We start from the raw sequence: 25,297 nt of genomic DNA, 5'->3' as shown, positions 1-25,297 counted from the left end.
CATGCGCCTTTGCATGCCTCACACCCTACCCCCCAACAAACGCCCCGCCTTAACGCTTATACCAAGGGACAAAAACGTAGCGCATATCCCCTGACGACATCTTCTTCATGCCACGCCCCATCTTATCATCATGCATAAGCATATCAGAATGCTGTGGCGTGAGATACCAAGGGACAAACGCAAAAGAGCCATCCTCCATCTGCATCATGGTGCCATCTGGCATGCCAGATTTTTCCATGCTCCTAGACATCTCGCGATAGGATTTTGTGAGATACCAAGGGATGAAAGCCTTTTCACCATCTGGCGTGTCCATCATCATGATCATGTCACTCGGCACATCACTCTTCGACATATCAGAGGGAAGCTCCACCATAGGCGCCATAGAACCACCCTTATCCATCATATGCATCATGCCATGGTCTTCCATGTCTCCTGCCACCGCAGGGGTAGAACCATAGGCAAAGCAAACAGCCACGACAAATCCTGTAGCCATACGTAATGTTTTCATTCTTGTCTCCTTATCAATGATTATCTTTGGTTCGTGTGAGGCGCGTATCCCCTGCACACCCTCGAGGATATAGGTCTTTACAAGGGCATGTCAAGGATTTATTGTGGCATAGAATGTACCCTTGGGAATGTACCCTTGGGAATGTACCCTTGGGAACGTCCCTTTGGGAATGTCCCTGCACGCCATCTATCGTCTTCTCCCTGCCTCCGTTATGTCTGACTCTCCATGGCATCCTGCTCTTTGGCAACATTATGAAGCCCTGCATCAGCCAGTCTATGACGATAAGCATGCGTTAGAGAAGACGCTGAAGCGACTCCATGCGCTCCCCCCCCTCGTCTTTGCGGGCGAAGCCCGCGCCCTCAAGAGACAATTGGCGGATGTGGCACAAGGAAGAGGCTTCCTGTTACAAGGAGGCGACTGCGCCGAGAGTTTCAAAGAATTCAGCGCTGACACCATACGCGATACGTTTCGCGTCATGCTCCAAATGGCCGTTGTCCTCACCTTTGGGGCGGGTATGCCTATCATCAAAGTGGGACGCACAGCGGGACAATTCGTCAAGCCACGCTCACAGCCCACAGAGTCGCAAAACGGCAAGACGCTCCCAAGCTACCTAGGCGACATGGTGAATGATATTCAGTTCGATGAGGCGGCGCGCATAGCTGACCCCGACCGCATGATCAGGGGATACCATCAAGCCGCCGCAACGCTCAACCTGCTACGCGCCTTCGCCCAAGGCGGGTATGCCGATATTCAAAAAGTCCATGGCTGGATGCTCAGCTTTGTCGAGAAAAGCCCGCAAGGACACCGCTACCATACCATCGCCAACCGTATCAGCGAAGCCCTCTCTTTCATGGCAGCCTTCGACATCACGCCAAGCACGGTGCGCCAATTGCGTGAAATAGATTTCTATACATCACACGAAGCGCTCCTCCTCCCTTATGAAGAAGCCCTCACACGTATCGATAGCACCAACGGGAAATGGTATGACGTCAGCGCCCATATGCTCTGGATAGGCGAACGAACACGCAACCCGCAACAGGCCCACGTCCAATTTATGAAAGGCATCGATAACCCTATCGGCGTGAAAGTAGGACCATCGGCACACGCCGATGACCTGCTACGCCTTGCCGATATTCTCAACCCCGACAATGACCCCGGACGCCTCACGTTCATCGTCCGTATGGGCCATGATAACGTCCAAAAACATCTGCCACCCCTCCTCAAAGCCATCACACGGGAAAAACGCCACGTCATATGGACATGCGACCCCATGCATGGCAATGTCATCAAAAGTAAAACCGGGTATAAGACACGACCTTTCGACCATATCCTTGCCGAAGTGCGCCATTTCTGCCACGCCCTCAGACAAGAACAGCTCCATATTGGCGGTATCCATGTGGAAATGACAGGACAGGATGTGACGGAATGTCTGGGCGGTGCGCAAGCCATCACCGAAGAAAATCTCAAAGACCGCTATCATACCCATTGCGACCCACGACTCAACGCCCATCAATCACTGGAATTGGCCTTCCTCTTGGCGGATGAAATCAAAGAACAACATCAAGGCATCCATACAACACACACGTCATAAGACAGCGCGCACACACTCTATGACTCTCGATGTCAGCCTCACCATCGCCCTCTGTCAATCCTCACCGCGCTTAGGTGATATTGACGGCAATCGGGATACGCTCCTCGCCATGCACCAACAAGCATCAGAGGATATTGATATGCTCGTTGTCAGTGAGCTCTTCCTCTGTGGCTATCCGCCTGAAGACCTTATCCTCCATCCCCATTGCATGGACGCCGCCCATGCCGCCATCAACAACATCGCCCGCGCCACACGCACAGGACCCGCCATCCTCGTCGGATGTCCATGGCACGACCCACAGACACAGCAACGCCATAACGCCGCCCTCATGCTCTCTGAGGGAAAAATTCAGGATGTCATCTATAAACGCCATCTCCCCAATCACGGAATCTTTGACGAAAAACGTATCTTTTGTGAGGCAGCACCCCGCCATACGCCCATGCTCTTCACAAAGGACAAGACGACATACCGCCTCCACGTCCTCATCTGTGAAGATTTCTGGCATGACGACACCCTCCATCAACGAACCCTCAACAACACAAGCATGCTCATCGTCCTCAATGCCTCACCCTATGAACAACATAAAAGCCAAAAACGTATCGCACGGGCGCGCTCTATCGTCCAAAAAACTGCATGCCCCCTCCTCTATGTCAATATGGTGGGAGGACAAGATGAAATCCTGTTCGATGGGGCATCTTTTATGATGGACGCCACGACACGCTATGTCATGGCACACGCATGGGAAGAGGCGCGTCTCACCAATACGTGGGTACACGGGGGTATGCGCGGGGCGCATGGCAACAGCGCAAAAAGCCTCGTCCCCTCAACGCCTTTCCCGCAAACAGCGACATCCCCTCATGGCGATAACAGCGCAGAAGCATGCGACTATCACGGACTCCTCTGTGGCATACGCGCCTATTTTGCCAAGAGTGGCTTCACACAATGCCTCTTAGGCTTGTCTGGCGGTATCGACTCAGCCCTTGTCGCCATCCTTGCCGTGGATAGTCTCGGCGCTGACAACGTCCATGTCCTCATCATGCCGTCGCACCATACGTCTCAAGAGACCCTCACAGACGCCATCGCCATGGCGCGACATCTCGCCATCCATTATGATGTCATCCCCATCGCCCCCTTAATGGACAGCTACCAACAAGCCTTGACGCATGGGCGTCTCCATGGGCGTCTCCATGGGCGTCCCTCCACGACCCATGCCTCCTCCACAGCAACACAGAATCTCCAAGCGCGTATCCGTGGCACGCTCCTTATGACCCGCGCCAATATGGAAAACCGCCTCCTCCTCGCCACAGGAAATAAGTCCGAATTGGCCATGGGCTATGCCACCCTCTATGGTGATATGTGCGGAAGCCTCGCCCCCCTCAAAGATGTCTATAAAACCCATGTCTATGCTCTCGCCCATTGGCGACAAAAGAATCACCCTCAAACCCATCGTCATGGCGTTATGTCCCCCTTCCCGCCAACCATCCTGACCCGCCCGCCAACGGCAGAACTCGCACCCCAGCAAAAAGATGAAGATGACCTGCCCGCCTATGCCCTCCTTGACCCGCTCTTGCGTCAATTCATCGATGAAAGACGCACCCCCCAGACCCTCGACACGCAAAGGCTCGCCCCCCTCCCTCAGCCCCACACGCCCCAGACCCTCTATAAAAAACTCCTCGCCCAAGAGTATAAACGCAAACAAGCACCCCCCGGTCTTCGCCTTACCTCCAGCATGTTTGGCCGCGATAGACGCTATCCTATGCTCTCCCAAGAACTGGCTGACCCGCCAACAAAACACCCCATGCCCCACCAACCGACCTGATGACACCCCCCTCCCCCCATCGGCCTCATGTGCGCTTTGCCCCAAGCCCTACGGGATTCCTCCATATTGGCAACGCCCGTATCGCCCTCCTCAACGCATGCTACGCCATAAAACACAGCGGGACGCTGAGCTTGCGTATCGATGACACCGATGAAACACGTAGCCAACAGCGCTATACCGATGCGCTCATGGAAGACCTCCAATGGCTCGGTATCCAATGGCATCATATCATCCACCAATCCCAACGCCTTGACCTCTATCAAAGCGCGCTCCAACAGCTCACCCAACAGGGACGCCTCTACCCATGCTATGAAACCCAAGAGGAACTGGCGCGCAAACGCTCTATTGCCCTCAAACAAGGACGCCCGCCACGCTACGATAGAACAGCCCTCTCCCTCACACAACAGCAAAAACAACGCTATGAACAAGAAGGAAGACAGCCCTACTATCGATTCTTGCTCCAAGAACAGAGTATCCAATGGCATGATATGGTCTTTGGCGCTCATAGACATCCCATCGATAACCTATCAGACCCCGTTGTCGTGCGCGCTGACAAACGCCCCCTCTTCACCCTGACCTCCGTTATCGATGATAGCGCCTTGGGAATCACCCATATCTTACGGGGAGAAGACCATATGACGAATACGGCAGCACAAATAGCACTCTTTAAGGCATTAGGGAAAACGCCACCCTCGTTTGGCCATGTGCCGTTACTCGTCAATGGACAGGGAAAAGCCTTCTCGAAAAGGGATGCAACGGATATGTCTCTCCGCGCCCTGAAAGAGCAAGGACTCGACCCATCAAGCATAAGAAGCGTGTTAGCCCATCTGGGAAGTCGCAAAGACCTCACCCCCTATCACGACATGACGACACTGGCGCACAAGATGGACATAACGTCATTTTCGCAAAACAGCCCTCGCCTCGACTCGTCCCTGTTCTATGACATGAATCGCCGCCTTATGCGCACCACGCCCTTTACCAACGTCAAAGACCATATGGCAACATTGCCTATCCCTACGAAGATGGCAGAGGATTTCTGGCATGTCGTACGCGCCAATGTCACAACCCTCAACGACCTCAGGCTTTGGGCAGATATATGTTTCAAACCTCTCGCCCCATCGGACATCCTCACCACCGATGATAGAAACGCCCTCCAGCAAATCGCCTCCCTCCTCCCTGAGACGCCCTGGGACAAAGCAACATGGAACAAACATCAATGGCAACAATGGTGTAAGATGGTGGCAGAAAAAACGGGACGCAAGGGAAAACAGCTGTTCCTCCCCCTTCGCCTTGCCCTCACAGGACAAAAGACAGGACCAGAAATAGACGCCCTTCTCCCCTTCATCGGTAAAGACGAAACATCAAGACGCTTGCGACAATGACCCTGACCCTCTACCATCACGCTACAAAGAAAAAGAAACCCTTTCACCCCATAGAGCCCTCCCACGTGCGCCTCTATGTCTGTGGCCCCACCGTCTATGACGATATTCATATCGGCAATGCGCGCCCTATGGTTGTGTTTGATGTCTTGGTGCGCCTCTTGCGTCGCCTGTTTCCTCGTGTCACTTACGCGCGCAATATCACCGATGTGGATGATAAAATCATCCAGAGAGCACAACAAACCCAACAAACACCCCATGCCCTCGCCCAACAGATGACAGACCTCTTCCATCAACGCATGGAAGCCCTGCACGTCGCGCCGCCAGACCTTGAACCGCGCGCCACCGACCATATGGACGCCATCCATCACCTCATAGGCGCACTCCTCAAAAGCGGACACGCCTATGAAGCATGCGGCCATGTCCTCTTCCATGTGCCGTCTCTGCCCGATTATGGCGCACTCAGCGGACGCACCACAGAGCATATGCGCGCCGGCGAACGTGTCGACGTGTCAGACTATAAACGCTCGCCCCTCGATTTCGTCCTGTGGAAACCCTCGAAAAAAGGCGAACCCGCATGGACAAGCCCATGGGGAGACGGACGACCAGGATGGCATATCGAATGCTCCGCCATGAGCCACGCATGCCTCAAAACACCCTTCGATATCCATGGCGGCGGTATCGATTTGCTGTTCCCCCATCACGAAAATGAACAAGCACAGAGCTGCTGTGGCTACCATACAGACGTTATGGCGCAATTCTGGCTCCATAATGGAAGCATAGAAATAGGAGACGCAAAAATGTCAAAGTCCCTCGGCAATGATATACGCCTAGGCGCCTTGCTCCAAGAACACCCAACAGAGGCCTTGCGCTATTTCCTCCTGCAAACCCATTACCGACAACCCATCCAATGGCATAAAGACGCCTTGGCACAAGCACGCTCTGCCCTCGATACGCTCTATCACGCCATCGAGACATGCCATGACGATAGAGACGACAGCCAAGAGAAAAAGACACTCGTCCCATGCGACGTCACAGAGGCCTTGCTGGATGACATGAATACGCCCCTCGCCTTCGCCCATCTCCATAAACACGGGAAAAATCTTCGTAAAGATGTCACAGGCACAAAGAGAACAGAAGCCTTACGCGCCTTCTCAGTCGCAAGAGACATCCTCGCCATTATTACACGCTCGCCTAAAGAATGGTTCCAAACCATGCACGACAACGACCAAACCACCGTCGATATGATAGAGAGCCTTATCAAGCAACGGGTTGAAGCAAAAACACAGCGAAACTATGACCAAGCTGATGCCATACGCACCCAATTGCATGGTATGGGTATCGCCATAGAAGATAAAGCCGATGGCTCGGTGCAATGGAAAAGAAGGATACAAAAAAAAGCATGAGGGCTACAGCATACAATAAAACCCTCATGACGCATGCCCTGCCGTCCATACCCATGCCGTCCACACCCATAAATAATGGTTCGCGCTGAGATGACATCGTCGCGCTTCATTCACCTCTATGACAGCACCCTTCGAGATGGCGCACAAACGCTCGGTGTCTATTTTCGCACCGACGATAAGAGACGTATCACGACTCTGCTGGATGAATTCGGTATCGACTTTATCGAAGGCGGGTGGCCTAGCGCCAACCCCACCGATGATGCCTTCTTTGCCGATATTCCCCAACGACGCCATGCCCACGTTATGGCCTTTGGCATGACACACAAAAAAGGACGCACCGCCCAAGATGACCCCCAATTACAAGCCCTCGTCCAAAGTGATGCCGATGGCTTCTGTATCGTCGGGAAATGCTGGGATTTTCACGTAGAGCATACGCTCCATGTCGGGTTAGAGGATAATCTTCGCATGATCGCCGACTCTGTGGCGTTCCTTAGAACAACGGGAAAACGCGTTATCTTCGATGGCGAACATTTCTTTGACGGCTATAAACAGAACCGCACATATGCTATGGAATGCCTCCAAGCAGCGGCGCACCATGACGCCCATTGTCTCGTCCTCTGTGATACCAACGGTGGAAGCATGCCCGACCATATCGCCCATGTCACCAATGATGTCGTGCGCCAACAAGGCAATATCCCCATAGGAATCCACTGCCATAACGATATGGGGCTTGCGACCGCCAATTCCCTCGCCGCGGTGGAAGCAGGCGCACGCCACGTCCAAGGCACGTTCAATGGCTTAGGGGAACGCTGTGGCAATGCCGACCTCGTCTCCATCATCCCAACCCTCGTCTATAAAATGGGCTATCAAACAAACATCTCTCAAGAACGCCTGAGAGAGCTGACCTTTTACGCGCACGCCATCGACCATGTCATCAATCGCCTGCCCTCGCCCAGCGCCCCCTACGTAGGAACACGCGCCTTCGCCCATAAAGGCGGACTCCATAGCGCTGCTGTTATGAAAAATCCCCTCAGCTACGAACATATTGACCCCGCACGAGTCGGCAATCAACGCCAACTCATCGTCTCGAATCAGGCGGGAAAAACAGGCATACGCTCCCTCCTCGAAACACACACCCCGCCACTACACGCCAATGACGCCCAACTGGATAACATCGCCAGCCTCATCAAACAAAAAGAATTTCAAGGCTATAGCTACGATAAAGCTGACGCCAGCTGCATTCTCCTCGCCCGTTCCATTATCCACCCAAACCACCCACGCCCCTTCGCCGTGAAAGATTATCACGTCACCACATGCCAAGACTCCTCCACAGCCAACGTCACCATCCAAACGCCAGATGAAAAAACCTATTCATGCGAAAAAATAACAGAGGAAGGCCCTTTTCACGCCCTCGATAGCGCCTTGCGGTGCGTCCTCCAACCCCTCTTTCCCTCCCTGTCCCGCCTCACCCTCAGCGATTATAAAGTGCTTATCCTGCCTCAAGGAGAAAATACCGCCGCCACAACCCGCGTCATGATCACCTTCACATACCACGACGCCCCCGAATGCTCTACCATCGGTGTGTCCGCCAATATCATCCACGCCTCATGGGAAGCACTCCTTGACGCCTTCTATTGGGCGCTCATGTATGACGAGGCAGAACAGAATAACGCCCACGCCATCAGCGCATCTTAGCCATATGGAAGAGCATAGGCAGACAAAAGACTCGAGGCACAGCGACAACAGCCATGCGCCGACAGGCGTTGTCATCTTGGCGCGCCCGCAATTGGGTGTGAATATCGGCGCTGTGGCGCGCGCTATGGGCAATTGCGGCGTCACCAGGCTACGCCTTGTGTCGCCACGCCCCACATGGTCCAAGAAAGACGCCATCGCCATGGCATGCCATAGCGCATCCCTTATCCATAAGGCACAGATTTTCCCCACAACCCAAGATGCCCTCAGCGACCTCCACTATGTTCTCGCCACAACAGCGCGCCCGCGCACACAACATATTCCCGTTCTCGACCTCGATAGTGCTATCACAACCCTCCATAAACAACAACGCCACGGCCACGGCCTATGGGGAGTCCTCTTTGGGTGCGAACGAAGCGGACTCACCAATGAAGAGGTGAGCCAATGCCACGGCATCCTCCATATCCATACCCATCCCTTATGCCCATCCCTCAATATCGCCCAAGCGGTTTTGCTCGTCTGTTATCACTGGTATCGCCTCGCCTCGAACACGTCACGCCACAGCACCCAGACACAACAAGCAACACACGCCACAGCCTCCCATCGCCATCGCCTCTTTTTCCTAGAACGCCTTGAAACGATGCTCACGGAAAAGCAATTTTTCCACCATCAGCGCTATGACAGCAAAAAAACCACCATACGCCTACGCAATATGCTCGCACGCCTCCAACCCACCCATGAGGATATAGACCTCCTGCATGCTCTGGTGACATGCCTCACATCACCCCCAACACACAACAACAAGGATTTTCCCTTTGACATAAACAGGATAACCCCCTTATAAACAGCCCAAAGAGGACACCATCGCACAAAAGACAACCGCACATAGACACCAGAACACAGGCAACAGCACACACAGACATCAGCAACGTGAGACACAGCACGACACATGACAAAACGCGTCAAGGCAAAGCATAAAATCGAGCGCAAACTACGCGCCCATCTGTGGGGACATGCCAAAAGCCCCGTCCTGAAAAGAGAGTATGGCCCCGGACAGCATGGACAAAGCCGTACAAGGCGCAATCCATCGGATTATGGCAATCAACTCCTGGCGAAACAGAGACTCAAGGGATTTTACGCCAATATCACCGAACATCAATTTCGCAATATCTATGAAGAGGCCGCGCGGAAAAAAGGTGATACAGGTGAGAATTTTATTGGCTTGCTAGAAAGCCGATTAGACGCCGCCTTGCTTCGCATGCAATTCGTGCCGTCACCTTATGCGGCGCGCCAACTGATAAGCCATGGCCATGTCCTCGTCAATGAACGCCGCGTCACCATTCCGTCCTATCGCCTGAAAGAAGCGGATGTCGTCTCTATCAAGACAGAGTCACGACAAATTCCTATGATCATGGATTGTGTGGGAAGAGACCACGTCATTCCAGACTATATTATTGTGGACTTTAACCGCCTTAAAGGCACATTCCTCAGAGTCCCGACATTAGCAGAGACACCCTACCCCGTGGATATGGAACCCGCCCTCGTTGTTGAGTATTATTCACGCTAAGGAACAACGACACCCGCCAGCGCCAGTCCCTTCACTACCGCTAGACTTTAGACGACTTTCGGGGGCAATTTTTTGTCTTTGCGTTCACTCTCAGTAAAGAGCTTCACATAGTCAGCAAAGAGCTTCTGTTCATCTACCGCGCCTCCCGCCATATAGACGATGAGTCTTGTGGCAATATCCCTATTCTTCGTAACCATTTTGCCATCCTCGGCACTCCCAATCCACAAAACGCGTTGCCATATGTTTTGCACATTGTCCTCTGTCATCGCCCAAGGGATGGCATTGAGTTTTTCGCACGTATCATCATACAGGGCTTCATTCCTTTTCGTCATCATCATAAAAGCAGACACAAGACATTCTTGGGCGACAGGGCGTCCCAATAAATAACCTTTCCGTATCTCTCTACGTCTGTCATCACCCTCTTGGCTTGGGTCTTCCACCGCCTCCCTTATGAGGTCAATCCCTGTGAGGATTTTGTCCCACACCTCAAAAACTTTGTCTTGGTAGAGTCTCTGTTTTTCCTTACTTGGCAATTTCGCTTTATCCACCTTTTCACCAAAGAAGACCTCTAGAATTCTCGCATTGCAGTTGTAAATAGTGGACAGGGTTGTAAAACGTCCATCCGTTTTTTTTGATATTGTGTTGGTCTCATAATTCACAAGGCGTGCATTTATTTTGTCATTCGTCACCATGCGCGCAAGGACTGCGATAATGTCGTCATCGTCGGTGATGATATTCTGTCCCGCTGTCGTGGGGCGGGCATAGCGGTTGACTTTTGTGAATATCTTACGCGCTTTATCAGGGTCATACTCCGTCAAAATGACTGTGACGTCCTCATTCGCCAATGCACTGCATGGCGTTATGCCATCAATGGCTTCGCTTTTTTCGTCCCTGCCCGTGATGGCGAATTCTATGGCCTTGATACGATGTTGGCCGTCGAGGGGAACAAAAATCTCACCCCCTGAAAATGTCAGCACCCCCATATTTTCGGCAACCGTTGCATATAAAGCAGGTAATTTTTTTGCCAGCTCATCTAGAGGTTCGAAGTTCATACCTTTGTGATTCATCACGGTGACAATTATCGCCCCAAAAAAACGGTCGTCATCCATAGCGAGATAGGGCGCTATCTGGCTACGCACCCTGCTATATTTAATATCACGTTGGTAGCGCTCATCAATAGACATGTCGTCCCACCCTTCCATCTCCTTCGGAATCTGTACGAGCTTGATAAGCTCCCCCGCCTTCATGGAGACAATCCAATACTCTGTGCTACCAAGCTGCGCCTTCACCGCAGCGACTGATTGTGCCATCGTTAATACTCCTTAAATTGCTTGTTTGCCTCTGGATGCCAGCGACGGATAAGGCGACGCTCCCAGCGGTCAATATAATCTTGCTTCACAGAGATATAACAAAAATCCATATGGGACGCAAAGGCTTTGAGCCATAATTGCAATGTGTCATTGCTCGAGACACCACGCCAATGATTATAGAGGCGTTTTTTTATGGGTTGATCCTTTGCCTTACCGATATAAATACAGCGTCCAGTTGGGCGATACCAAAAGGCATAGAGACCAACAACCGACTCAGGCATTTCTTCCCTTTCAATACACCCCCATGTCTGTAACCTATGTTGAGGCATCACTCAAAAAGCCCAAATCCTAGACGCTTTTTTCGCCATATCTCTCTGTCGTTTTTCGACGTTCTCTTCTGTCCATTCCTTATAAGAACATAAATTACGAGACAATTTCAAAGCGCTATCCTTATAAATCTCTTTCTTAACGTCAAAGTTCTCATTGTCCTTTTTCTTTGGACTATTGTCTTTATCGCCTAACAATGTGAAGTTGCCTAACCTGTTATACCATGCACGTGGATTGTCAAATTGCCATCCCTCCCAATACGCTGGGGACTGGGGAAGGATATGCTCTAAGGTGCATTTATCCCTGTCTATGACCGACCAATCGTTTTGGATATTGGCATTAACAGCGTAGAGAAAAGCCCTTGCCTTAGTACCCGAAAATGATGATTCCTTATGCCCGAGTTTCTCAACAAATGTCGAGTCATCAATGATGTCATATCTATCGCATGCTCTTAAGAAATCCATCATATCGTATGACTCTATTGATTCTAGAGCCATAACATCCCGTGCTGTTCTAAAGAATGCCTTTTCGAATATGGACGGTTCGAATTTATTGCTGACAAAGGCCGTCCGCATGACGAAGGCATTGAGTTTTTTGATATGCTCATGAACACACTTTGCGGTTTTCTGAGGTTGTGCCTTGTTGCCATCCATGTTCCTGATGTAATAATGACTCATCAAGGCGAATAAGAGAGGACGAACAATCGTATAGTTCTCACATTCTTTTAGGAACACAAAAACATTCCGTTCCGCATTCTTTGCCTTGCTATCTGCTAGAAAATCCTCTACGTCTTTGTCGTTTTCCTTCGGTTTCGATATTGCGTGAAAGAGCCTTATATGGTGCGGAGATGTCGTCTCTTCTGCCAAGTGAACGACATACTCTCTGAAGGGACGAGAGTCTTGCTTCTTGCCCTCATCATCAACTGCCCTACGAAATGCTCTATAAAAACGTTTATCTGGCAAGAAGCCATATTTGCACCGAAAAAAACACTTGGCATAGTCCGTGATTTTTACCCCCAACGTTACATACATATTCTCAAGAGCGTCATGGATACGTTGACGTCGAGTCTCTGTATCCTCGTTCAAATGCGCATAGAAAAAATTTCGTATTAAATCGAAGTCACCTAATACCTTACCTCGACAATTAATCGTCTCGAACACGGCACTGGCGTCCATAGAGTCTGGAACATACAAAACGGCAACCTCAACTTTGCCTACAAGGAAATCAAGAAACTCTTTTGCTTGCTCCATGTCCAGCCTATTAATGAAATCATTAATGACTTCCCATGCACGCTTCATTTTTCCATTCTTCCCAATGTCCCTATGGCATATGATGGCATGGTAGACTCTCTTATCGTGGGCGGGGGGTGTCAATCGAGGCGGCAGCTTGGGTATATTTTGAGGGTCGTAGTCGGAACGACACCCAATATCAAAGACGATACGCGATGCCATATACTCTGACAGCGTGTCCGTGTGTTCTGACTCAAGAAATCGGCGAGAGAGGCACGAACACAACAGAGAAAATGTTGTCATGCGCTGTTGTCCGTCATTAACGTCCCAAAACGTATCATCCCTTTTACCCAACAGCATGATTGTACCAAGGAAGTAGTGTGCCTTTTTACTCGATACCGCCTCTTCTATGTCTTCCAAAAGGGCTGTGACATCGTCCTCTGACCAGTCATAGCGGCGTTGATGCCAAGGGATTGTGAATCTCCCTTTTTCAAACAATTCAGAGAAAATGAGCGTCTCCGCTTTTATATGCGTTTGATGGGGCATTATCGATGACGTTGGGAGAGGCTCGTGCGCATGGTCTCCAGCGCCCTATCGTCACGCCAGATGTCCTGTATCATGTCCTTTTCTATGGGGTGCATGAATTGTTCACCAAGGTCACGCTCTAATTGTTCAAGGCGCGCAAGAATACGTTGGCGCACCTTGATGGTGAAAGGACCGCGCACATGGCGGCCATCGGCGCGAAACTTTGTCTCGCCGTTCCTCCTCATCGGTGAGCGATTGTTGTCGTCCTCGCGCAGCTTTATGAGCCAATCGCGAAAATCGGCCATCGCCTCTAGCTTGTCCTCGTCTTCAGCGCTGGACTCGATGAACCCAAGCAAGCTCCTATCTTTCTGCACAACGGTGCATGTCCAACAGCCAAAACGGGGCGATGTCGTGCCACAGGACGGCGCATCGTCCTCACTGAGCACAAGGGGACAATCGCCGCCTTTAGCATTGCGATAGAGGGTTATCAATGGGCGGTGACTCCCTCCCCAAGGGGGCGGGCGTTGCATCAATATCGTCCATACATCGTCATCGCTTAAGTCGGCAAGGGGCGCAAAGACAAAACATCCCTCGACATTATCATGCTCGTTCGTCATGTCGGCGCGCACGCCGCGCCGCTCCATGTTACGGGCGCGATTCTGTGACTCATGGCGGCGCGTGCCTATGAGTAGAACGCTATGCTGGTGTCTGGTGGTCAATTTTTTCAAAAGACGCGTTGTCGGGCGTATCTTCATGCGGTCGGTGCACCAGCGAAAATTACGCGTAGGAGGAATATAGCCACGCCCTATGACATTCACCCAAAATGTTTGGTCGATATCTGGCTCTGTCACCTTGATATGCATCGGCAAACCATGTTGCTCTGCTCCCTTCTTAATCACCGCAAGGCTCGCATGGAGATGCTCTATGACAGGGGGCGACTCAACAAGCGTATCGTTGCTGACGATGTAAATGCTCCGCTTTCTTTTGTCTGGCGCTAAGCCTAGCACCATCTCCCACACAAGGTGAAGCAACAATGTCGAATCTTTCCCACCTGAGTAAGCAACAACCCACGGATAGGCATGGCCATCATTATAATGGCGGGACAATGTGTCAAGGATCGCCCTGAAGCGCTCGCGCAAAGGCTCTCTTTCTTTCTCTCCCCCTTCTCTCTCTGTATGGCTGGGCAACGTCATCTTCATCAACAGGCATGGTCGTCATAGCACTCAGTGCGCTCAGCGCGTACTATATCATCCCTATGGGTAATAACGTCAAGAGTCATCGGGGGACGTCTCGATCGTATATATGATGTCATCGAGCATGCCATCAATGCGCCCTCTATCAGGCGCTGTAAAAGGGATATGCAATGCTGACAATACGTCCCCGAATTTCCTGTAGCCATGAGGGTCGCCCAACGCCACCCACTGCACAGAGGCATCATCCAATTGTTGCTTGTTTTGTAAAGAGAGCGTGTCTGCCACAAAGACATGACTGCTCCTCGCAAAGATGGAGTCGGCACTCTCAGGGTTGCCCTTGCCCATCAGTTTCACTTCACACCGATAGTCCTTAGGGTGAGGATGGGTTGTCTTCAAGAAAAAATCAACCTCTCTGTTCACCTTGCCTCGAGCGAATTTCTTTAGCGGCGGTTTCATCTCGTAATGACATGCTGAGACATGAAATAACCGACAGAGGGCAACCATCAGCGGCCCCTCGACTTGCTTGCCAGCAGTGCTCCATAAGCCACCTCGAATGGCGGCGCGCTTGACAGCAAGGCTGTTGATAACAATGAGACTTTCATTCACGTCAAGTTCAACGCTCACCTTGTCAAAACGAATGTGCAAAGAAAGATTAATATCCTCGATGGTTGCTAACTCGTTGATGACGGCGCGGATCTGTTCATAATGCTGCTGAGACGCATCGATAACAATGTCACGCGTCGCTGATCTATACATGTTCGTTATCGTCTTTTTGTTCAGTCCCGCATGAATGGCGATGTCATTAGACGATACAGACTCCCCTAACATCGTCGCCTTATACCAATCGATGTCTATCCCCTTATGGGAAAGCTTGGCGTCCACGACTTTCTTGAAGAAGGCCACGGCGCATTGAAGGAATTGGGCGTCTATCAATGTTACAATCTCGACACGATAATCTTCACCATGAAGGAGACGCCTGATGATGTTCCTCACGACATGGTCTTCTAGCGTCATGGCACAAGCTTCTTGAATTGCGCCATATCACAAAATCGCGTTTTGCCTTGTGCAAAAAACGTCTGTTCATCCTTTGCCATAGACGATTTCATATAGTCAAAATAACGCCCATCTTTCTCCGTCAAGAAAAAATATCTGCCTAAGGCTTGCGCTGCCCTGCCAAATGTCCCGCTCCCACCAAAAGGGTCAAACACTAAATCACCCGCGAAAGAATAGTAACGAATCACCCGCTCACAGAGCGCTACAGGAAAGACAGCGGAATGTACCTTGTCATAGGTGGGGTCTATCTGCCACAGGTTCGACGTCTCGTAGCCATCACGCACCTTGCTCGCCTGAATCACCTCACGGCCATATTGTTTGATATTCCAATCAATCAATTTGTCGGTGCGCTTACGATACACCATGACATATTCCGTCCTCGGATTTGGCTTATACGCCAAAGGCTTCCTGTGCTGTAAAAAACCCGCATTGCGATTCTTGACACTCGCCTCGGGCTTGACCCATATAATGTCATCGATAAATTCCCACCCCATGCCAACAAGAATCGCATGGACATCGAAGGGAATGGGATAGCGCTTAGACGCATGCTGGCGACTCACCCGCGGCACAATGACAGGTGAGGTATTCACAATCAAAAAACGCCCCTCCTTCGTCTTATCATAGGTCGCACGAAACACATCCCGCAAAAAAGAGAGATATGCCTTGTAACTGGCATAGAGGGCGTAGTCGCGGGCATTGTAGTAAGGAGGCGAGGTAAATGTGAGATGAAAACTTTCATCCTCGATATGCTCTAACACGGAACGCACATCCCCCAAAACCACGACATTCCGCAAATATGTATGGGAATGCGCATGACGCTGTCGTCCTCTGTCGTGAGAAGCGCTTTGCGACGGCGCATACGCTCTTTTGATGATGTCTTGTATCGTCTCGTTCTCATGGTCACGTAAAGACGTCAACAGGCTATCCACACGCCTATCGCCCTTAAACACCAATAATCCTCTTATCGCTTGACTCACAACCTTCGGGTCAACATCCGATACCATGGCCGCCAAGGCATCAATAGCGCGTATGCTCCTCAATCTGCCAAGAGAGGACACAGCCTCTCGCCTGACGTCCGTCGATTCGTCATGTTGTGCAACATGCCATAATGCCTCAATCCCTGATACGTTCCCACTTTTACCCAACGTCTTCACGGCATGGAGACGTATGTTTTTGTTATCACTCTTCAATAAGTGAAAAACCCAACGACCATCAAAGGGCTTAGGAAGACGTCCTAAATTCTCAAGAATAAAAAGCGTCTTCCTATCGTCATCCTGTGATTCGATAAACATGCCAATGGCATCGCTCCCTTGCGCCTTGACAGCATCCACATGTGCTTTTGTCAGGGACTTTGTCAACATCTTGTGGCACTCTCTCTTTACGTTTGCGGGATGAGCGCGCCTTCCTCAAGGACAAAGACTTTGTCTAAAGATTGCGCAATGCGCATGTCATGGGTGGCAATGACAAGAGCCGTCTCGTAACGCGTCGCCAGCGCCATGAGCATCTCTAAAACAGCAAGACCATTCGCCCTGTCAAGATTGCCCGTGGGTTCATCCGCAAGAACAATGGACGGACCATTGGCAACCGCACGGGCTAGCGCAATGCGCTGCTGCTCACCACCCGATAACTGACCCGGACGATGGTGACAACGCGCCGATAAACCCAATTGACGCAATAAACCATGCGCCTTACGCAACGCCTTGCCACGACCCATACCCCCTATCATACAGGCAAGCATGATGTTCTCTAAAGCCGAAAAATCACCCAACAAATGATGATATTGATAGACAAAACCTAAACTCCTCAAACGCAATAACGAACGCGCCTTGTCACCTAATGACGACACCGAACGACCCTCGATAATGACATCACCGCCACAGGGACGCTCCAATAAACTGGCAATGTGCAAAAGAGTCGACTTCCCCGCACCAGAACGACCCATGATCGCCACCTTCTCGCCACATCGCAACGAAAAATCAACACGCCGCAAAATGTCAATGCGATGACCACCCTGCACAAACCAATGACTCACCTTGTCTAACGCAAGAATCGTCTCGCCCCCTGTGAATGTCCCCTCGCGCATATCCCCCTCGCGCATATCCCCCCCGTGCATATTAATGTCATCCTCACCCTCAACCATAACACAATACCTCCACAGGATCAATACGCGCCGCACGCCACGCCGGATATAATGTCGCCACAAACGAAAAGAAAAGACTCATAGACACCACTAACACAACCTCAAACCATTCTATCTCCGCCGGCACGCTGGATAAAAAGTAAATCTCCTCCGAAAATAACTCTACATTCAACAGATTCTCGATGAAACCCTGTATCGCCTTGATATTCTCCACGAATAATACACCCAAAACACCCCCCAATAACGTCCCTATCAGCCCTATGATAGACCCACTCAAAAAAAACACACGCATCAACATCCCCTTTGTCGCCCCCATGCCACGCAAAACAGCAATGTCCGCCTCCTTATCCTTCACCAATAAAATAAGACCCGAAATGATATTAAAAACCGCCACCAAAATAATCAGCGTCAAAATAAGAAACATCACGTTACGCTCAACCTTCAACGCATTGAAAAACTCACGATTGCGCATGCGCCAATCGCTATAGTGCAAACGCTGTTCTCTGGCAACAGGCTCAAGAGCCGATAATGTCGGCTCGATACGCACAGGATCCTCTATCGTCAGCTCTAAAACGCCTACCCGATTCCCCCATTGCAAAAATGATTGCGCCGTCGTCAAGGATAAAAAAACAAAACCGCTGTCATATTGATACATCCCCACAGAAAATAACGCCGCCACCGTGAAACGCTGCGAACGAGGAACACCGCCAAATAATGTCGCCGTGACATCAGGCGAAATTAACGTCACATCATCGCCATAGGAAACGCCTAACGCATGGGCAAGACGCTCACCCATAATGATATGACGCCCTTCTATGAAATTATCCAAAGAACCCGCCACAATGTTGTTCGAAAATGTCTTCTGCGAAAGTAAGTCGCTCAAACGCATGCCACGCACGACCGCGCCACGATTCGAAGCGCCAGACGAAACAATCACCTGACCATCAATCACAGGAACAACATGCTCCACATACGGCAATTGCTCTAACGCCCCACGCAAAATGTCATAATCCTCTAACGCCCCTTGCGCCTTATGCACCGAAATATGACCGCTCATCCCTAAAATCTTGCCCATGAGCTCGCTACGAAAACCATTCATCACCGCCATAACGACAATCAATGTGCCAACACCCAACATAATGCCCATCAAAGCAAATAAAACGATGACAGAGAGAAAACCCTCGCTCTTCCTAGAACGAATATAGCGCCATGATAACATCCGCTCACATTTGGAAAAAAATATCATAACGACACCACATCCTCCATCATCGACACCACGCGCCCACAAGCCTCCTCGACATCACACGCCAGCACCAAACCATCACGCCTGTTCTTTAACTCCACACGACCCTCTCCCGCTAACTTCCCCACAATAATCTGCCACGGCATGCCCATCAACTCCATGTCATGAAACTTCACCCCCGAACGCCTATCCCTGTCATCATAAAGAACATCCACATGACGCGCCCCTAACTGAGCATAGACACGCTCACAGAGCGCCTCACTCACAGAATCGCCCACACGCATATTCAATAACCCCACATGAAAAGGCGCAACAGCGCACGGCCAGATAATCCCCTTGTCGTCATGGTGCGCCTCAATAACCGCCGCCACCAAGCGCGAAACGCCTATCCCATAAGAACCCATTTGCGGATAAAAAGACTCCTCGCCATCGCGCAAACACAACCCCATGGCATGGCTATATTTTGTGCCAAAAAAGAAAATATGCCCAACCTCAATGCCACGCATACAACGCACATCCTCCAACGGCACAGGACATGACGACTCCTCATGTAAGGCTTCCTCCGCCGCATAGAGATGACGCAAACGCGCCACAGACTCAGCCGATAAAGACGACACATCCTCGTCATCATACGCCTTGTCATAATAAATAACACCCTCCCCCGTCTCCGCTAAAATGTGAAACTCATGACTCATGTCACCGCCAATAACACCCGTCGGCGCACGCACCGCCACCGCACGCACGCCAAGACGATGAAATGTTCGCATATAACAGCGAAAAACATCCTCATACAGCCTATGGGCTTGCGCCTCATCACGCGCAAAGGAATAGGCATCCTTCATCAAAAACTCACGACCACGCATAACACCAAAGCGCGGACGCGCCTCGTCACGAAACTTCCACTGCACATGATACAAACATAAAGGAAGAGACTTCCCCGTCTTCACATAGTGACGCACAAGAGCGGTTATCTCCTCCTCGTTCGTAGGACCATAGAGAAAATCACGCCCATGCCTGTCCTGAAAACGCAACATCTCAGGACCATAACCCTCATAACGACCAGACTCGCGCCACACATCCGCCGCTTGCACCGTCGGCATCAACATACGCACATACCCTATCCTCTCTTGCTCGGCACAAATAATGTCCTCTATCTTCCTCAACGCACGAAACCCCAAAGGAAGCCACGCATAAATACCCGCACTCTCTTGACGAATAAGACCCGCACGCAACATCAAGCGGTGAGACGCCACAACCGCCTGCTGAGGAACATCACGCAATGTCGGCACAAAATACCTACTTAAACGCATAGAGAACGCCCTCCCGCCTCACACAATAGCCCAACAGCCATCAACAAACCTAAACCCCCCACGCCTTCAACGGCTTCACCAAACACCAAGGCGGATGCAACGCCTTAATGCGCTCATAGACAGGACAATCCTCCCTGTGCGCCCCCGGTAAATACCCCGTGCTCATCAAAAACTCGTTGACAATCTCCCGCCCCATAAAACGAAACGTCTTGCGAAATAACACAACCCATGCCGAGAGGGAACAGGGATGATGCGCATCCAACCATCCCTTAAACGAACCATAACGCGTCGATAGCGATACGATAACACCCGCATTATGAATCGCCGCCTCAATCTTGAGGCGATTGCGGATAATGCCCTTGTCCGCCATCAAACGCGCCTTGTCCGCCACGCCATAACGCGCAACCTCCTCAATGGCAAAGTTCGAAAAAGCCTGACGGAAATGCGCCTCCTTCCGTAACACAACCAACCAACTTAAACCCGCCTGATTGAGCTCCAACACAAGACGCTCAAAAAGAACAGAATCCTCCTCCACCGGAAAACCATAGACATGGTCATGGTAGGGCCCATGCCACGGATGCCCCTTGCTCGCATCGCAATACCAACTCATGATAAAGAGATCAAGTCTCGCGTGATGATATAATAAACAATCACCCATAAGAATGACGAGACAAGTGTCGTCACAAGAGCCTTCTTCCCGACACGCGGATTGGCTGGCGCCCCCTGGTCATGCCCAAGCATCGGACGGGATGATGGCGCATTCCCCCAAGGCAACAGCATGAAAAAAACCATCCACCATATCACGATATAGACAATAAGAGCCGAAACGATATTCACGTCTTCATACCATCCGCTAACATTGAGGGAACTGCACTCAATCCTACCCGAAATTTTTCTTGACTCAAGTCTTTTAAGGATGTTGCAATAGAACGGGAGTGAACCTTGCAATGAAGAGATTTATGATCATGGGAATCGTGCTGGCCACCATGGCTGGCACTGACACTGGCACTGCCCATGCTGACTGGGAGACTCAAGCAAGGGTCGCCTTAGGCTTCACGAACTATAGTGTTGAAGATGATGATGATTCGAGAGGCTTCACGTTTGGCGGGCAAGCAAGAGGCACATATAGAGTCGATGGTTTACCTGTCTTCATTGGATTAGGAGTCAGTATCTATGGCGATACCACAAGTGAAAAAGTATGTATAGAACAAACGTGTAGTGGAACAAGCAGTGAAGTCGTTTTTCATGGCTATGGAATTGTGGGAACACGTGCGACCGATAGGTCGACTCTGTATCTCAATCTCGGCTATGGCTTAGCAAGAGTCACATACGAATTAGCACTGAACGACGTATCTCTTGGTGATGACACGGGAAATTTTACTGGATTTCACCTGTCGGGGGGAGTCGAGCAAAGAATAGGCAACAGAACATATCTCTTTCTTGAGGGAGGAGCATCGTTCTACAAAGGCGGGGATGGGCTGTTTGGCGGTATCGCTGAAACAGAGGATATGACAGAAACCTTCTTCATCACTGGGCTGGGGTATGCCTTTTAAGAGAGCCTCTTTTTTAGGTGGTGACGGCTTTTCCCAACATTCAAGACGCGCCCTTGCCATCATCCAAAGCATCATAATCCTCACGGCGACATAACCCTAACTCCACAGGATGGCGCGCCTCGATCTCGTAGAGCTTTTGGTGAGTCCCGTCACGGACTTTCTTAATGGTCGGACGAGTCGTGCCAATAAGGGCGCATATCTGCCCGTCCTTGAGGTCTTGACGATGACGCACAAGCCACGCAATGGCATCTAACTTGTGCTTGCGCTTCGATAAGGGCGTATAGCCATGCCCTTGCTTCCTCCCCTCCTTGACATCACGCTCATGGGCATGCGCCGACTCCTTCAGCACAAGGCGCGCATCACTATCAGCCTCACAACGCTTAATCTCGTCCACATCCAACTGGTCACTGGCCACAGGGTCAATGCCTATCACATTACTCCCCACACCACCATCGGCCATCGCCTCGATCTCTATGGGATATAAACCCGTGAAATCAGCGATTTGCTGAAAAGAAAGAGATGTATTGTCAATCAACCATCGCGCCGTCGCTCGCGGCATCACAGGGGTCGCCTTCGTCATCCACCATCCTCCTCTTATGACATCATATCAATGGCAATCTTGCCCTTCGCCATGCCACTCTCCATATGCTCATGCGCCTCTTGCACACGCTCTAAAGGAAAAACACGCTCGAGACAAGGAACGAGCTGCCCCGTCTCCATCAAGGGAAAAATATGGCGCTGAAGAGACGCCATAAGAGCCCCCTTGACAGCGGGAGGCTGAACACGCAATGTCGCCCCCGTCAATGTCTGACGCTTGAGCATCAATGAAAGTAAATCTATCGTCACCTTCGACCCCTTGAGAAACGCAATGTAAAGAAGACGCCCCTCACGCCCAAGACACGCCAAATTACGCGACACATAATCGCCACCCACCATATCCAATATCACATCCACGCCCTTGCCCCCCGTCTCCTCCTTAATGATAGACACAAAATCCTCCTCCTCATAATCAATAATCCGCCCCACATCCGCCGATATAACATCACGACAATAGCGCCTCTTTACATCGCCAGACGCCGTCCCAAAAACACGACGCCCATACAACGCCCCCAACTGAAGAGCCGCCATGCCAACACCACCACTCGCCCCATGCACAAGAAATGTCTCGCCTTGACGAAACTGACCCCTGTTCATCACCATCGACCATACGGTACACCAAACCTCAGGCAACACCGCATTCTCAAGCATAGACAGAGACCCCACCACAGGCAAGGCCTGCACCTCAGGAAACACACAATGACTGCCATAACCGCCACCAGCAAGAATGGCACAGACCTTATCCCCTCGCTTAAAACGCCTCACAGACGACCCTAACGCCACAACCTCACCGCTCACCTCGAGACCCATCACATCACTCGCCCCAGACGGCGGCGGATACAACCCTTGACGCTGTAAAATATCAGCCCTATTAACACCCGCCCCATGCACTTTCACGACAATATCGCCCGCACCATAAGACGGCATGGGACGCTCAACCACCCGCAAACGACTCGCCTTACCTTCATCCTCGACAATGACGGCCCGATACACAGATGGCAACGTCCCCATACCACCCTCACGCCGACCCACTGCCTTTGTTGTCGCCCCCCTTCGTCCCGCCCTTGTTGAGCGTCACATGGCCAAAACGCTTTTGAAAACGCGCTAAACGACCCCCCGTATCCACCAATTGACGCGACCCCTTACTCCATGCCGGGTGCGTGAGCCTGTCAATCTCGAGCTTGAGCGTGTCACCCGCCTTGCCCCACGTCGAACGCGTCTTGTACGTCGTGCCATCCGTCATGACAACCTTTATCTCATGATAATCAGGGTGAATATCCTTCTTCATCGCTCACGCTATGCCTCTTGTCGCACCTATGCCCCTCCCCCCTTATAGACGCTCCGCAACCATAACGCAAACAATGAAACGCGCACGCTCTCCATGCCCCTCACATGCCCCCCTTATCATCCAAAGAACGCTTAAAGTGGCGCAACTGAGAAAGGGTGGACTCGATAGACGCCCCATCACCCCGCTCTATCAATGTCGACAGCGCACGGAGTGTCCTCGAAAAATCCCGCAATGCCGAACACACATTCGCCCTGTTCGCTAAAAAAATATCCCGCCACATGACAGAATCCGATGCCGCGATCCGCGTGAAATCCTTCAAGCCCCCACCACTCACCCGTTCTATGTCATGCCCCTTCTCGTCACCCCTCTCGCGAATGCACATGGTGAGAGCATAGGCAATGACATGGGGAAGGTGGGACGAAAACGCCAAGAGCACATCATGGTCTTGAGACGACATGAGAAGAACATCCATGCCGATGGCCTCCCATAACGCCATGATCTTCTTGTCGCTGGCGCTGATAGGCGCTAGCGCTACAGGCGTCACGACACAGACCCGCCCTTGATAAAGAGTCGAGTCCGCCGCCATAGGACCCGAATTCTCCGTGCCCGCCAAAGGATGAGAAGGAACATACGACACAGAAGAGGGAAGAGATGACGCCATCTCCTTCATCACGCACCCCTTCACAGAGCCAACATCCGTCACAAGAGCGCCCCCCTTGAGGTGAGACGCACACGCCCGCAAAACCTCACCATAACACCCCACAGGCACCGCCAGCACCACAAGGTCACACGCCCCCACCACACCCGCTATATCACCCATAAGGCACGTCTCCATGCCCATGCCCCTAAGAAGGGACAGCACAGACGACTCCCTATCAACCATGACAAGACGCTCACACACCCCTCGCTCACGCAACGCCAACGCTAACGACGTCCCCATAAGACCACCACCGATAATCACACCATGCTTAAAAAGAACGCCCATCACCGCACATGCTCTTGCAAAGGCCTTAAGTGATTAAAGGCGATGACGCAAAAGACGCAACACAGCCTCCTGCGAGTCTACACAGCCCACACTGACACGCACACAATCGTCTAACCCATAATCCTCTAAAGGACGAACAATGACGCCATGCTCGGAAAAATAACGATACATGGCATGCGCCATCGCCTTATCCATAAAACGTAACAGCAAAAAATTGCCATAGCTCTCATAGGCTCTCACGCCATTGAGACGCCCTATCTCACCATAGAGATAGGCGCGCCCCTGAATCGTCTTGTGACGAACATCGTCATAGAATGCCTCGTCCTCCAACGCCCCTAACGCCATCTCTTGCGCTATGGCATTGACGTTAAAGGGCGGCCTTATCTTCTCTATCGCCTCTTTCACAGGAGGCGGCATCAGCCCCCAACCGATACGCAAACCACTGAGCCCATATAATTTAGAAAATGTCCGCACCATGACACAACGTCCCGATGACACCAACTGCGCACCATCCTCATAGCCTTCCTCATGACAGGCATAGTCGGCATACGCTGCATCAATCACTAAGAGAACGCCCAGTGG

Annotated in this window: 25 protein-coding genes; 8 read left to right on the top strand and 17 right to left on the bottom strand. The window is 51.3% G+C overall.

What is annotated here, in order from left to right; all coding sequences use genetic code 11:
* Positions 1–49: 49 nt before the first annotated feature.
* Complete coding sequence (locus GDA54_01870) at positions 50–508, bottom strand: hypothetical protein (GenBank protein ID MBC6497058.1); 459 nt, start codon at positions 506–508, stop codon at positions 50–52.
* A gap of 211 nt (positions 509–719) precedes the next feature.
* Here GDA54_01870 and GDA54_01865 point away from each other — a divergent pair, with 211 nt between their 5' ends.
* From GDA54_01865 to rpsD, 7 genes are all read left to right on the top strand, one after another.
* Positions 720–2,099, top strand: coding sequence for a 3-deoxy-7-phosphoheptulonate synthase class II (locus GDA54_01865; protein ID MBC6497057.1), 1,380 nt, complete (start codon positions 720–722; stop codon positions 2,097–2,099).
* A complete protein-coding gene (locus tag GDA54_01860; protein MBC6497056.1) occupies positions 2,050–3,918 on the top strand; it encodes an NAD+ synthase in 1,869 nt (622 codons plus the stop codon). The genes GDA54_01865 and GDA54_01860 overlap by 50 nt, the downstream gene beginning before the upstream one ends.
* Positions 3,918–5,300 (top strand): glutamate--tRNA ligase, encoded by a 1,383-nt coding sequence (locus GDA54_01855; GenBank protein MBC6497055.1) that lies wholly within the window; start codon positions 3,918–3,920, stop codon positions 5,298–5,300. The genes GDA54_01860 and GDA54_01855 overlap by 1 nt, the downstream gene beginning before the upstream one ends.
* The gene (locus GDA54_01850; GenBank protein MBC6497054.1) at positions 5,297–6,703 is read left to right on the top strand and encodes a cysteine--tRNA ligase; all 1,407 of its coding nucleotides are present in this window, start codon (positions 5,297–5,299) and stop codon (positions 6,701–6,703) included. The genes GDA54_01855 and GDA54_01850 overlap by 4 nt, the downstream gene beginning before the upstream one ends.
* A 90-nt stretch (positions 6,704–6,793) precedes the next feature.
* Complete coding sequence (locus GDA54_01845) at positions 6,794–8,398, top strand: citramalate synthase (GenBank protein ID MBC6497053.1); 1,605 nt, start codon at positions 6,794–6,796, stop codon at positions 8,396–8,398.
* Positions 8,399–8,402: 4 nt separating this feature from the next.
* A complete protein-coding gene (locus GDA54_01840; GenBank protein ID MBC6497052.1) occupies positions 8,403–9,239 on the top strand; it encodes a hypothetical protein in 837 nt (278 codons plus the stop codon).
* Positions 9,240–9,344: 105 nt separating this feature from the next.
* Positions 9,345–9,962 (top strand): 30S ribosomal protein S4, encoded by a 618-nt coding sequence (gene rpsD, locus GDA54_01835; protein ID MBC6497051.1) that lies wholly within the window; start codon positions 9,345–9,347, stop codon positions 9,960–9,962.
* Between the two features lie 47 nt (positions 9,963–10,009).
* Here the strand turns inward: rpsD and GDA54_01830 are convergent, their stop codons facing one another.
* The 11 genes from GDA54_01830 to GDA54_01780 form a co-directional block, all read right to left on the bottom strand.
* On the bottom strand, positions 10,010–11,272 hold the full coding sequence (locus tag GDA54_01830; protein ID MBC6497050.1) for a DGQHR domain-containing protein: 1,263 nt from the start codon (positions 11,270–11,272) through the stop codon (positions 10,010–10,012).
* A gap of 2 nt (positions 11,273–11,274) precedes the next feature.
* Complete coding sequence (locus tag GDA54_01825) at positions 11,275–11,601, bottom strand: GIY-YIG nuclease family protein (GenBank protein ID MBC6497049.1); 327 nt, start codon at positions 11,599–11,601, stop codon at positions 11,275–11,277.
* 3 nt (positions 11,602–11,604) lie between these two features.
* The gene (locus GDA54_01820; protein ID MBC6497048.1) at positions 11,605–13,374 is read right to left on the bottom strand and encodes a DUF262 domain-containing protein; all 1,770 of its coding nucleotides are present in this window, start codon (positions 13,372–13,374) and stop codon (positions 11,605–11,607) included.
* The gene (dndC, locus tag GDA54_01815; protein MBC6497047.1) at positions 13,374–14,552 is read right to left on the bottom strand and encodes a DNA phosphorothioation system sulfurtransferase DndC; all 1,179 of its coding nucleotides are present in this window, start codon (positions 14,550–14,552) and stop codon (positions 13,374–13,376) included. The genes GDA54_01820 and dndC overlap by 1 nt, the downstream gene beginning before the upstream one ends.
* Positions 14,553–14,621: 69 nt before the next feature.
* On the bottom strand, positions 14,622–15,560 hold the full coding sequence (locus tag GDA54_01810; GenBank protein ID MBC6497046.1) for a CfrBI family restriction endonuclease: 939 nt from the start codon (positions 15,558–15,560) through the stop codon (positions 14,622–14,624).
* The gene (locus GDA54_01805) at positions 15,557–16,891 is read right to left on the bottom strand and encodes a HEAT repeat domain-containing protein (protein ID MBC6497045.1); all 1,335 of its coding nucleotides are present in this window, start codon (positions 16,889–16,891) and stop codon (positions 15,557–15,559) included. The genes GDA54_01810 and GDA54_01805 overlap by 4 nt, the downstream gene beginning before the upstream one ends.
* A gap of 86 nt (positions 16,892–16,977) precedes the next feature.
* A complete protein-coding gene (locus GDA54_01800; protein MBC6497044.1) occupies positions 16,978–17,682 on the bottom strand; it encodes an ABC transporter ATP-binding protein in 705 nt (234 codons plus the stop codon).
* A gap of 49 nt (positions 17,683–17,731) precedes the next feature.
* Positions 17,732–18,982 (bottom strand): lipoprotein-releasing ABC transporter permease subunit, encoded by a 1,251-nt coding sequence (locus GDA54_01795; GenBank protein MBC6497043.1) that lies wholly within the window; start codon positions 18,980–18,982, stop codon positions 17,732–17,734.
* Entirely contained in the window at positions 18,982–20,292 is a 1,311-nt protein-coding gene (locus GDA54_01790) for a proline--tRNA ligase (protein ID MBC6497042.1), read from the bottom strand. The genes GDA54_01795 and GDA54_01790 overlap by 1 nt, the downstream gene beginning before the upstream one ends.
* A gap of 49 nt (positions 20,293–20,341) precedes the next feature.
* Positions 20,342–20,902 (bottom strand): DNA-3-methyladenine glycosylase I, encoded by a 561-nt coding sequence (locus tag GDA54_01785; GenBank protein ID MBC6497041.1) that lies wholly within the window; start codon positions 20,900–20,902, stop codon positions 20,342–20,344.
* Complete coding sequence (locus GDA54_01780) at positions 20,899–21,129, bottom strand: DUF1467 family protein (protein ID MBC6497040.1); 231 nt, start codon at positions 21,127–21,129, stop codon at positions 20,899–20,901. The genes GDA54_01785 and GDA54_01780 overlap by 4 nt, the downstream gene beginning before the upstream one ends.
* A gap of 110 nt (positions 21,130–21,239) precedes the next feature.
* Between GDA54_01780 and GDA54_01775 the strand changes: the two genes are divergently transcribed.
* Entirely contained in the window at positions 21,240–21,845 is a 606-nt protein-coding gene (locus tag GDA54_01775) for an outer membrane beta-barrel protein (GenBank protein MBC6497039.1), read from the top strand.
* Positions 21,846–21,885: 40 nt separating this feature from the next.
* Here GDA54_01775 and GDA54_01770 read toward each other — a convergent pair whose 3' ends face one another.
* The 5 genes from GDA54_01770 to GDA54_01750 form a co-directional block, all read right to left on the bottom strand.
* Positions 21,886–22,425 carry a DUF1013 domain-containing protein gene (locus GDA54_01770; protein MBC6497038.1) on the bottom strand — a complete coding sequence of 180 codons (540 nt, stop codon included), beginning with the start codon at positions 22,423–22,425 and terminating at the stop codon, positions 21,886–21,888.
* Positions 22,426–22,439: 14 nt separating this feature from the next.
* Positions 22,440–23,453: an NAD(P)H-quinone oxidoreductase gene (locus GDA54_01765; GenBank protein MBC6497037.1), complete on the bottom strand. Its 1,014-nt coding sequence runs from the start codon at positions 23,451–23,453 to the stop codon at positions 22,440–22,442.
* 7 nt (positions 23,454–23,460) lie between these two features.
* Complete coding sequence (gene rpmE / locus GDA54_01760) at positions 23,461–23,730, bottom strand: 50S ribosomal protein L31 (GenBank protein ID MBC6497036.1); 270 nt, start codon at positions 23,728–23,730, stop codon at positions 23,461–23,463.
* A gap of 100 nt (positions 23,731–23,830) precedes the next feature.
* Positions 23,831–24,718 (bottom strand): prephenate dehydrogenase/arogenate dehydrogenase family protein, encoded by an 888-nt coding sequence (locus GDA54_01755; GenBank protein ID MBC6497035.1) that lies wholly within the window; start codon positions 24,716–24,718, stop codon positions 23,831–23,833.
* Between the two features lie 30 nt (positions 24,719–24,748).
* Positions 24,749–25,297 (bottom strand): aminotransferase class I/II-fold pyridoxal phosphate-dependent enzyme (locus tag GDA54_01750; protein ID MBC6497034.1); only part of this gene is annotated, 549 nt, incomplete at its 5' end.

It is taken from the genome of Alphaproteobacteria bacterium GM7ARS4, from assembly GCA_014332745.1.
Classification (GTDB): Bacteria; Pseudomonadota; Alphaproteobacteria; order GM7ARS4; family GM7ARS4; genus GM7ARS4.
The sequence above is the reverse complement of the archived record's forward strand: the minus strand, read 5'-3'. Positions and strand labels throughout refer to the sequence as shown.

Excerpts from the sequence above, each read along its gene's own strand:
- GDA54_01830 (MBC6497050.1), bottom strand. The coding sequence starts at position 11,272 with ATGGCACAATCAGTCGCTGCGGTGAAGGCGCAGCTTGGTAGCACAGAG.
- GDA54_01785 (MBC6497041.1), bottom strand. The coding sequence starts at position 20,902 with ATGAGTTGGTATTGCGATGCGAGCAAGGGGCATCCGTGGCATGGGCCC.
- GDA54_01810 (MBC6497046.1), bottom strand. The coding sequence starts at position 15,560 with ATGACGCTAGAAGACCATGTCGTGAGGAACATCATCAGGCGTCTCCTT.
- GDA54_01870 (MBC6497058.1), bottom strand. The coding sequence starts at position 508 with ATGAAAACATTACGTATGGCTACAGGATTTGTCGTGGCTGTTTGCTTT.
- GDA54_01770 (MBC6497038.1), bottom strand. The coding sequence starts at position 22,425 with ATGACGAAGGCGACCCCTGTGATGCCGCGAGCGACGGCGCGATGGTTG.
- GDA54_01800 (MBC6497044.1), bottom strand. The coding sequence starts at position 17,682 with ATGCGCGAGGGGACATTCACAGGGGGCGAGACGATTCTTGCGTTAGAC.
- GDA54_01865 (MBC6497057.1), top strand. The coding sequence starts at position 720 with ATGTCTGACTCTCCATGGCATCCTGCTCTTTGGCAACATTATGAAGCC.
- GDA54_01790 (MBC6497042.1), bottom strand. The coding sequence starts at position 20,292 with ATGCGTTTAAGTAGGTATTTTGTGCCGACATTGCGTGATGTTCCTCAG.
- GDA54_01840 (MBC6497052.1), top strand. The coding sequence starts at position 8,403 with ATGGAAGAGCATAGGCAGACAAAAGACTCGAGGCACAGCGACAACAGC.
- GDA54_01775 (MBC6497039.1), top strand. The coding sequence starts at position 21,240 with ATGAAGAGATTTATGATCATGGGAATCGTGCTGGCCACCATGGCTGGC.
- GDA54_01860 (MBC6497056.1), top strand. The coding sequence starts at position 2,050 with ATGAAATCAAAGAACAACATCAAGGCATCCATACAACACACACGTCAT.
- GDA54_01855 (MBC6497055.1), top strand. The coding sequence starts at position 3,918 with ATGACACCCCCCTCCCCCCATCGGCCTCATGTGCGCTTTGCCCCAAGC.
- GDA54_01825 (MBC6497049.1), bottom strand. The coding sequence starts at position 11,601 with ATGCCTCAACATAGGTTACAGACATGGGGGTGTATTGAAAGGGAAGAA.
- GDA54_01845 (MBC6497053.1), top strand. The coding sequence starts at position 6,794 with ATGACATCGTCGCGCTTCATTCACCTCTATGACAGCACCCTTCGAGAT.
- rpmE (MBC6497036.1), bottom strand. The coding sequence starts at position 23,730 with ATGAAGAAGGATATTCACCCTGATTATCATGAGATAAAGGTTGTCATG.
- GDA54_01765 (MBC6497037.1), bottom strand. The coding sequence starts at position 23,453 with ATGGGGACGTTGCCATCTGTGTATCGGGCCGTCATTGTCGAGGATGAA.
- GDA54_01850 (MBC6497054.1), top strand. The coding sequence starts at position 5,297 with ATGACCCTGACCCTCTACCATCACGCTACAAAGAAAAAGAAACCCTTT.
- rpsD (MBC6497051.1), top strand. The coding sequence starts at position 9,345 with ATGACAAAACGCGTCAAGGCAAAGCATAAAATCGAGCGCAAACTACGC.
- dndC (MBC6497047.1), bottom strand. The coding sequence starts at position 14,552 with ATGAAGATGACGTTGCCCAGCCATACAGAGAGAGAAGGGGGAGAGAAA.
- GDA54_01820 (MBC6497048.1), bottom strand. The coding sequence starts at position 13,374 with ATGCCCCATCAAACGCATATAAAAGCGGAGACGCTCATTTTCTCTGAA.
- GDA54_01805 (MBC6497045.1), bottom strand. The coding sequence starts at position 16,891 with ATGTTTATCGAATCACAGGATGACGATAGGAAGACGCTTTTTATTCTT.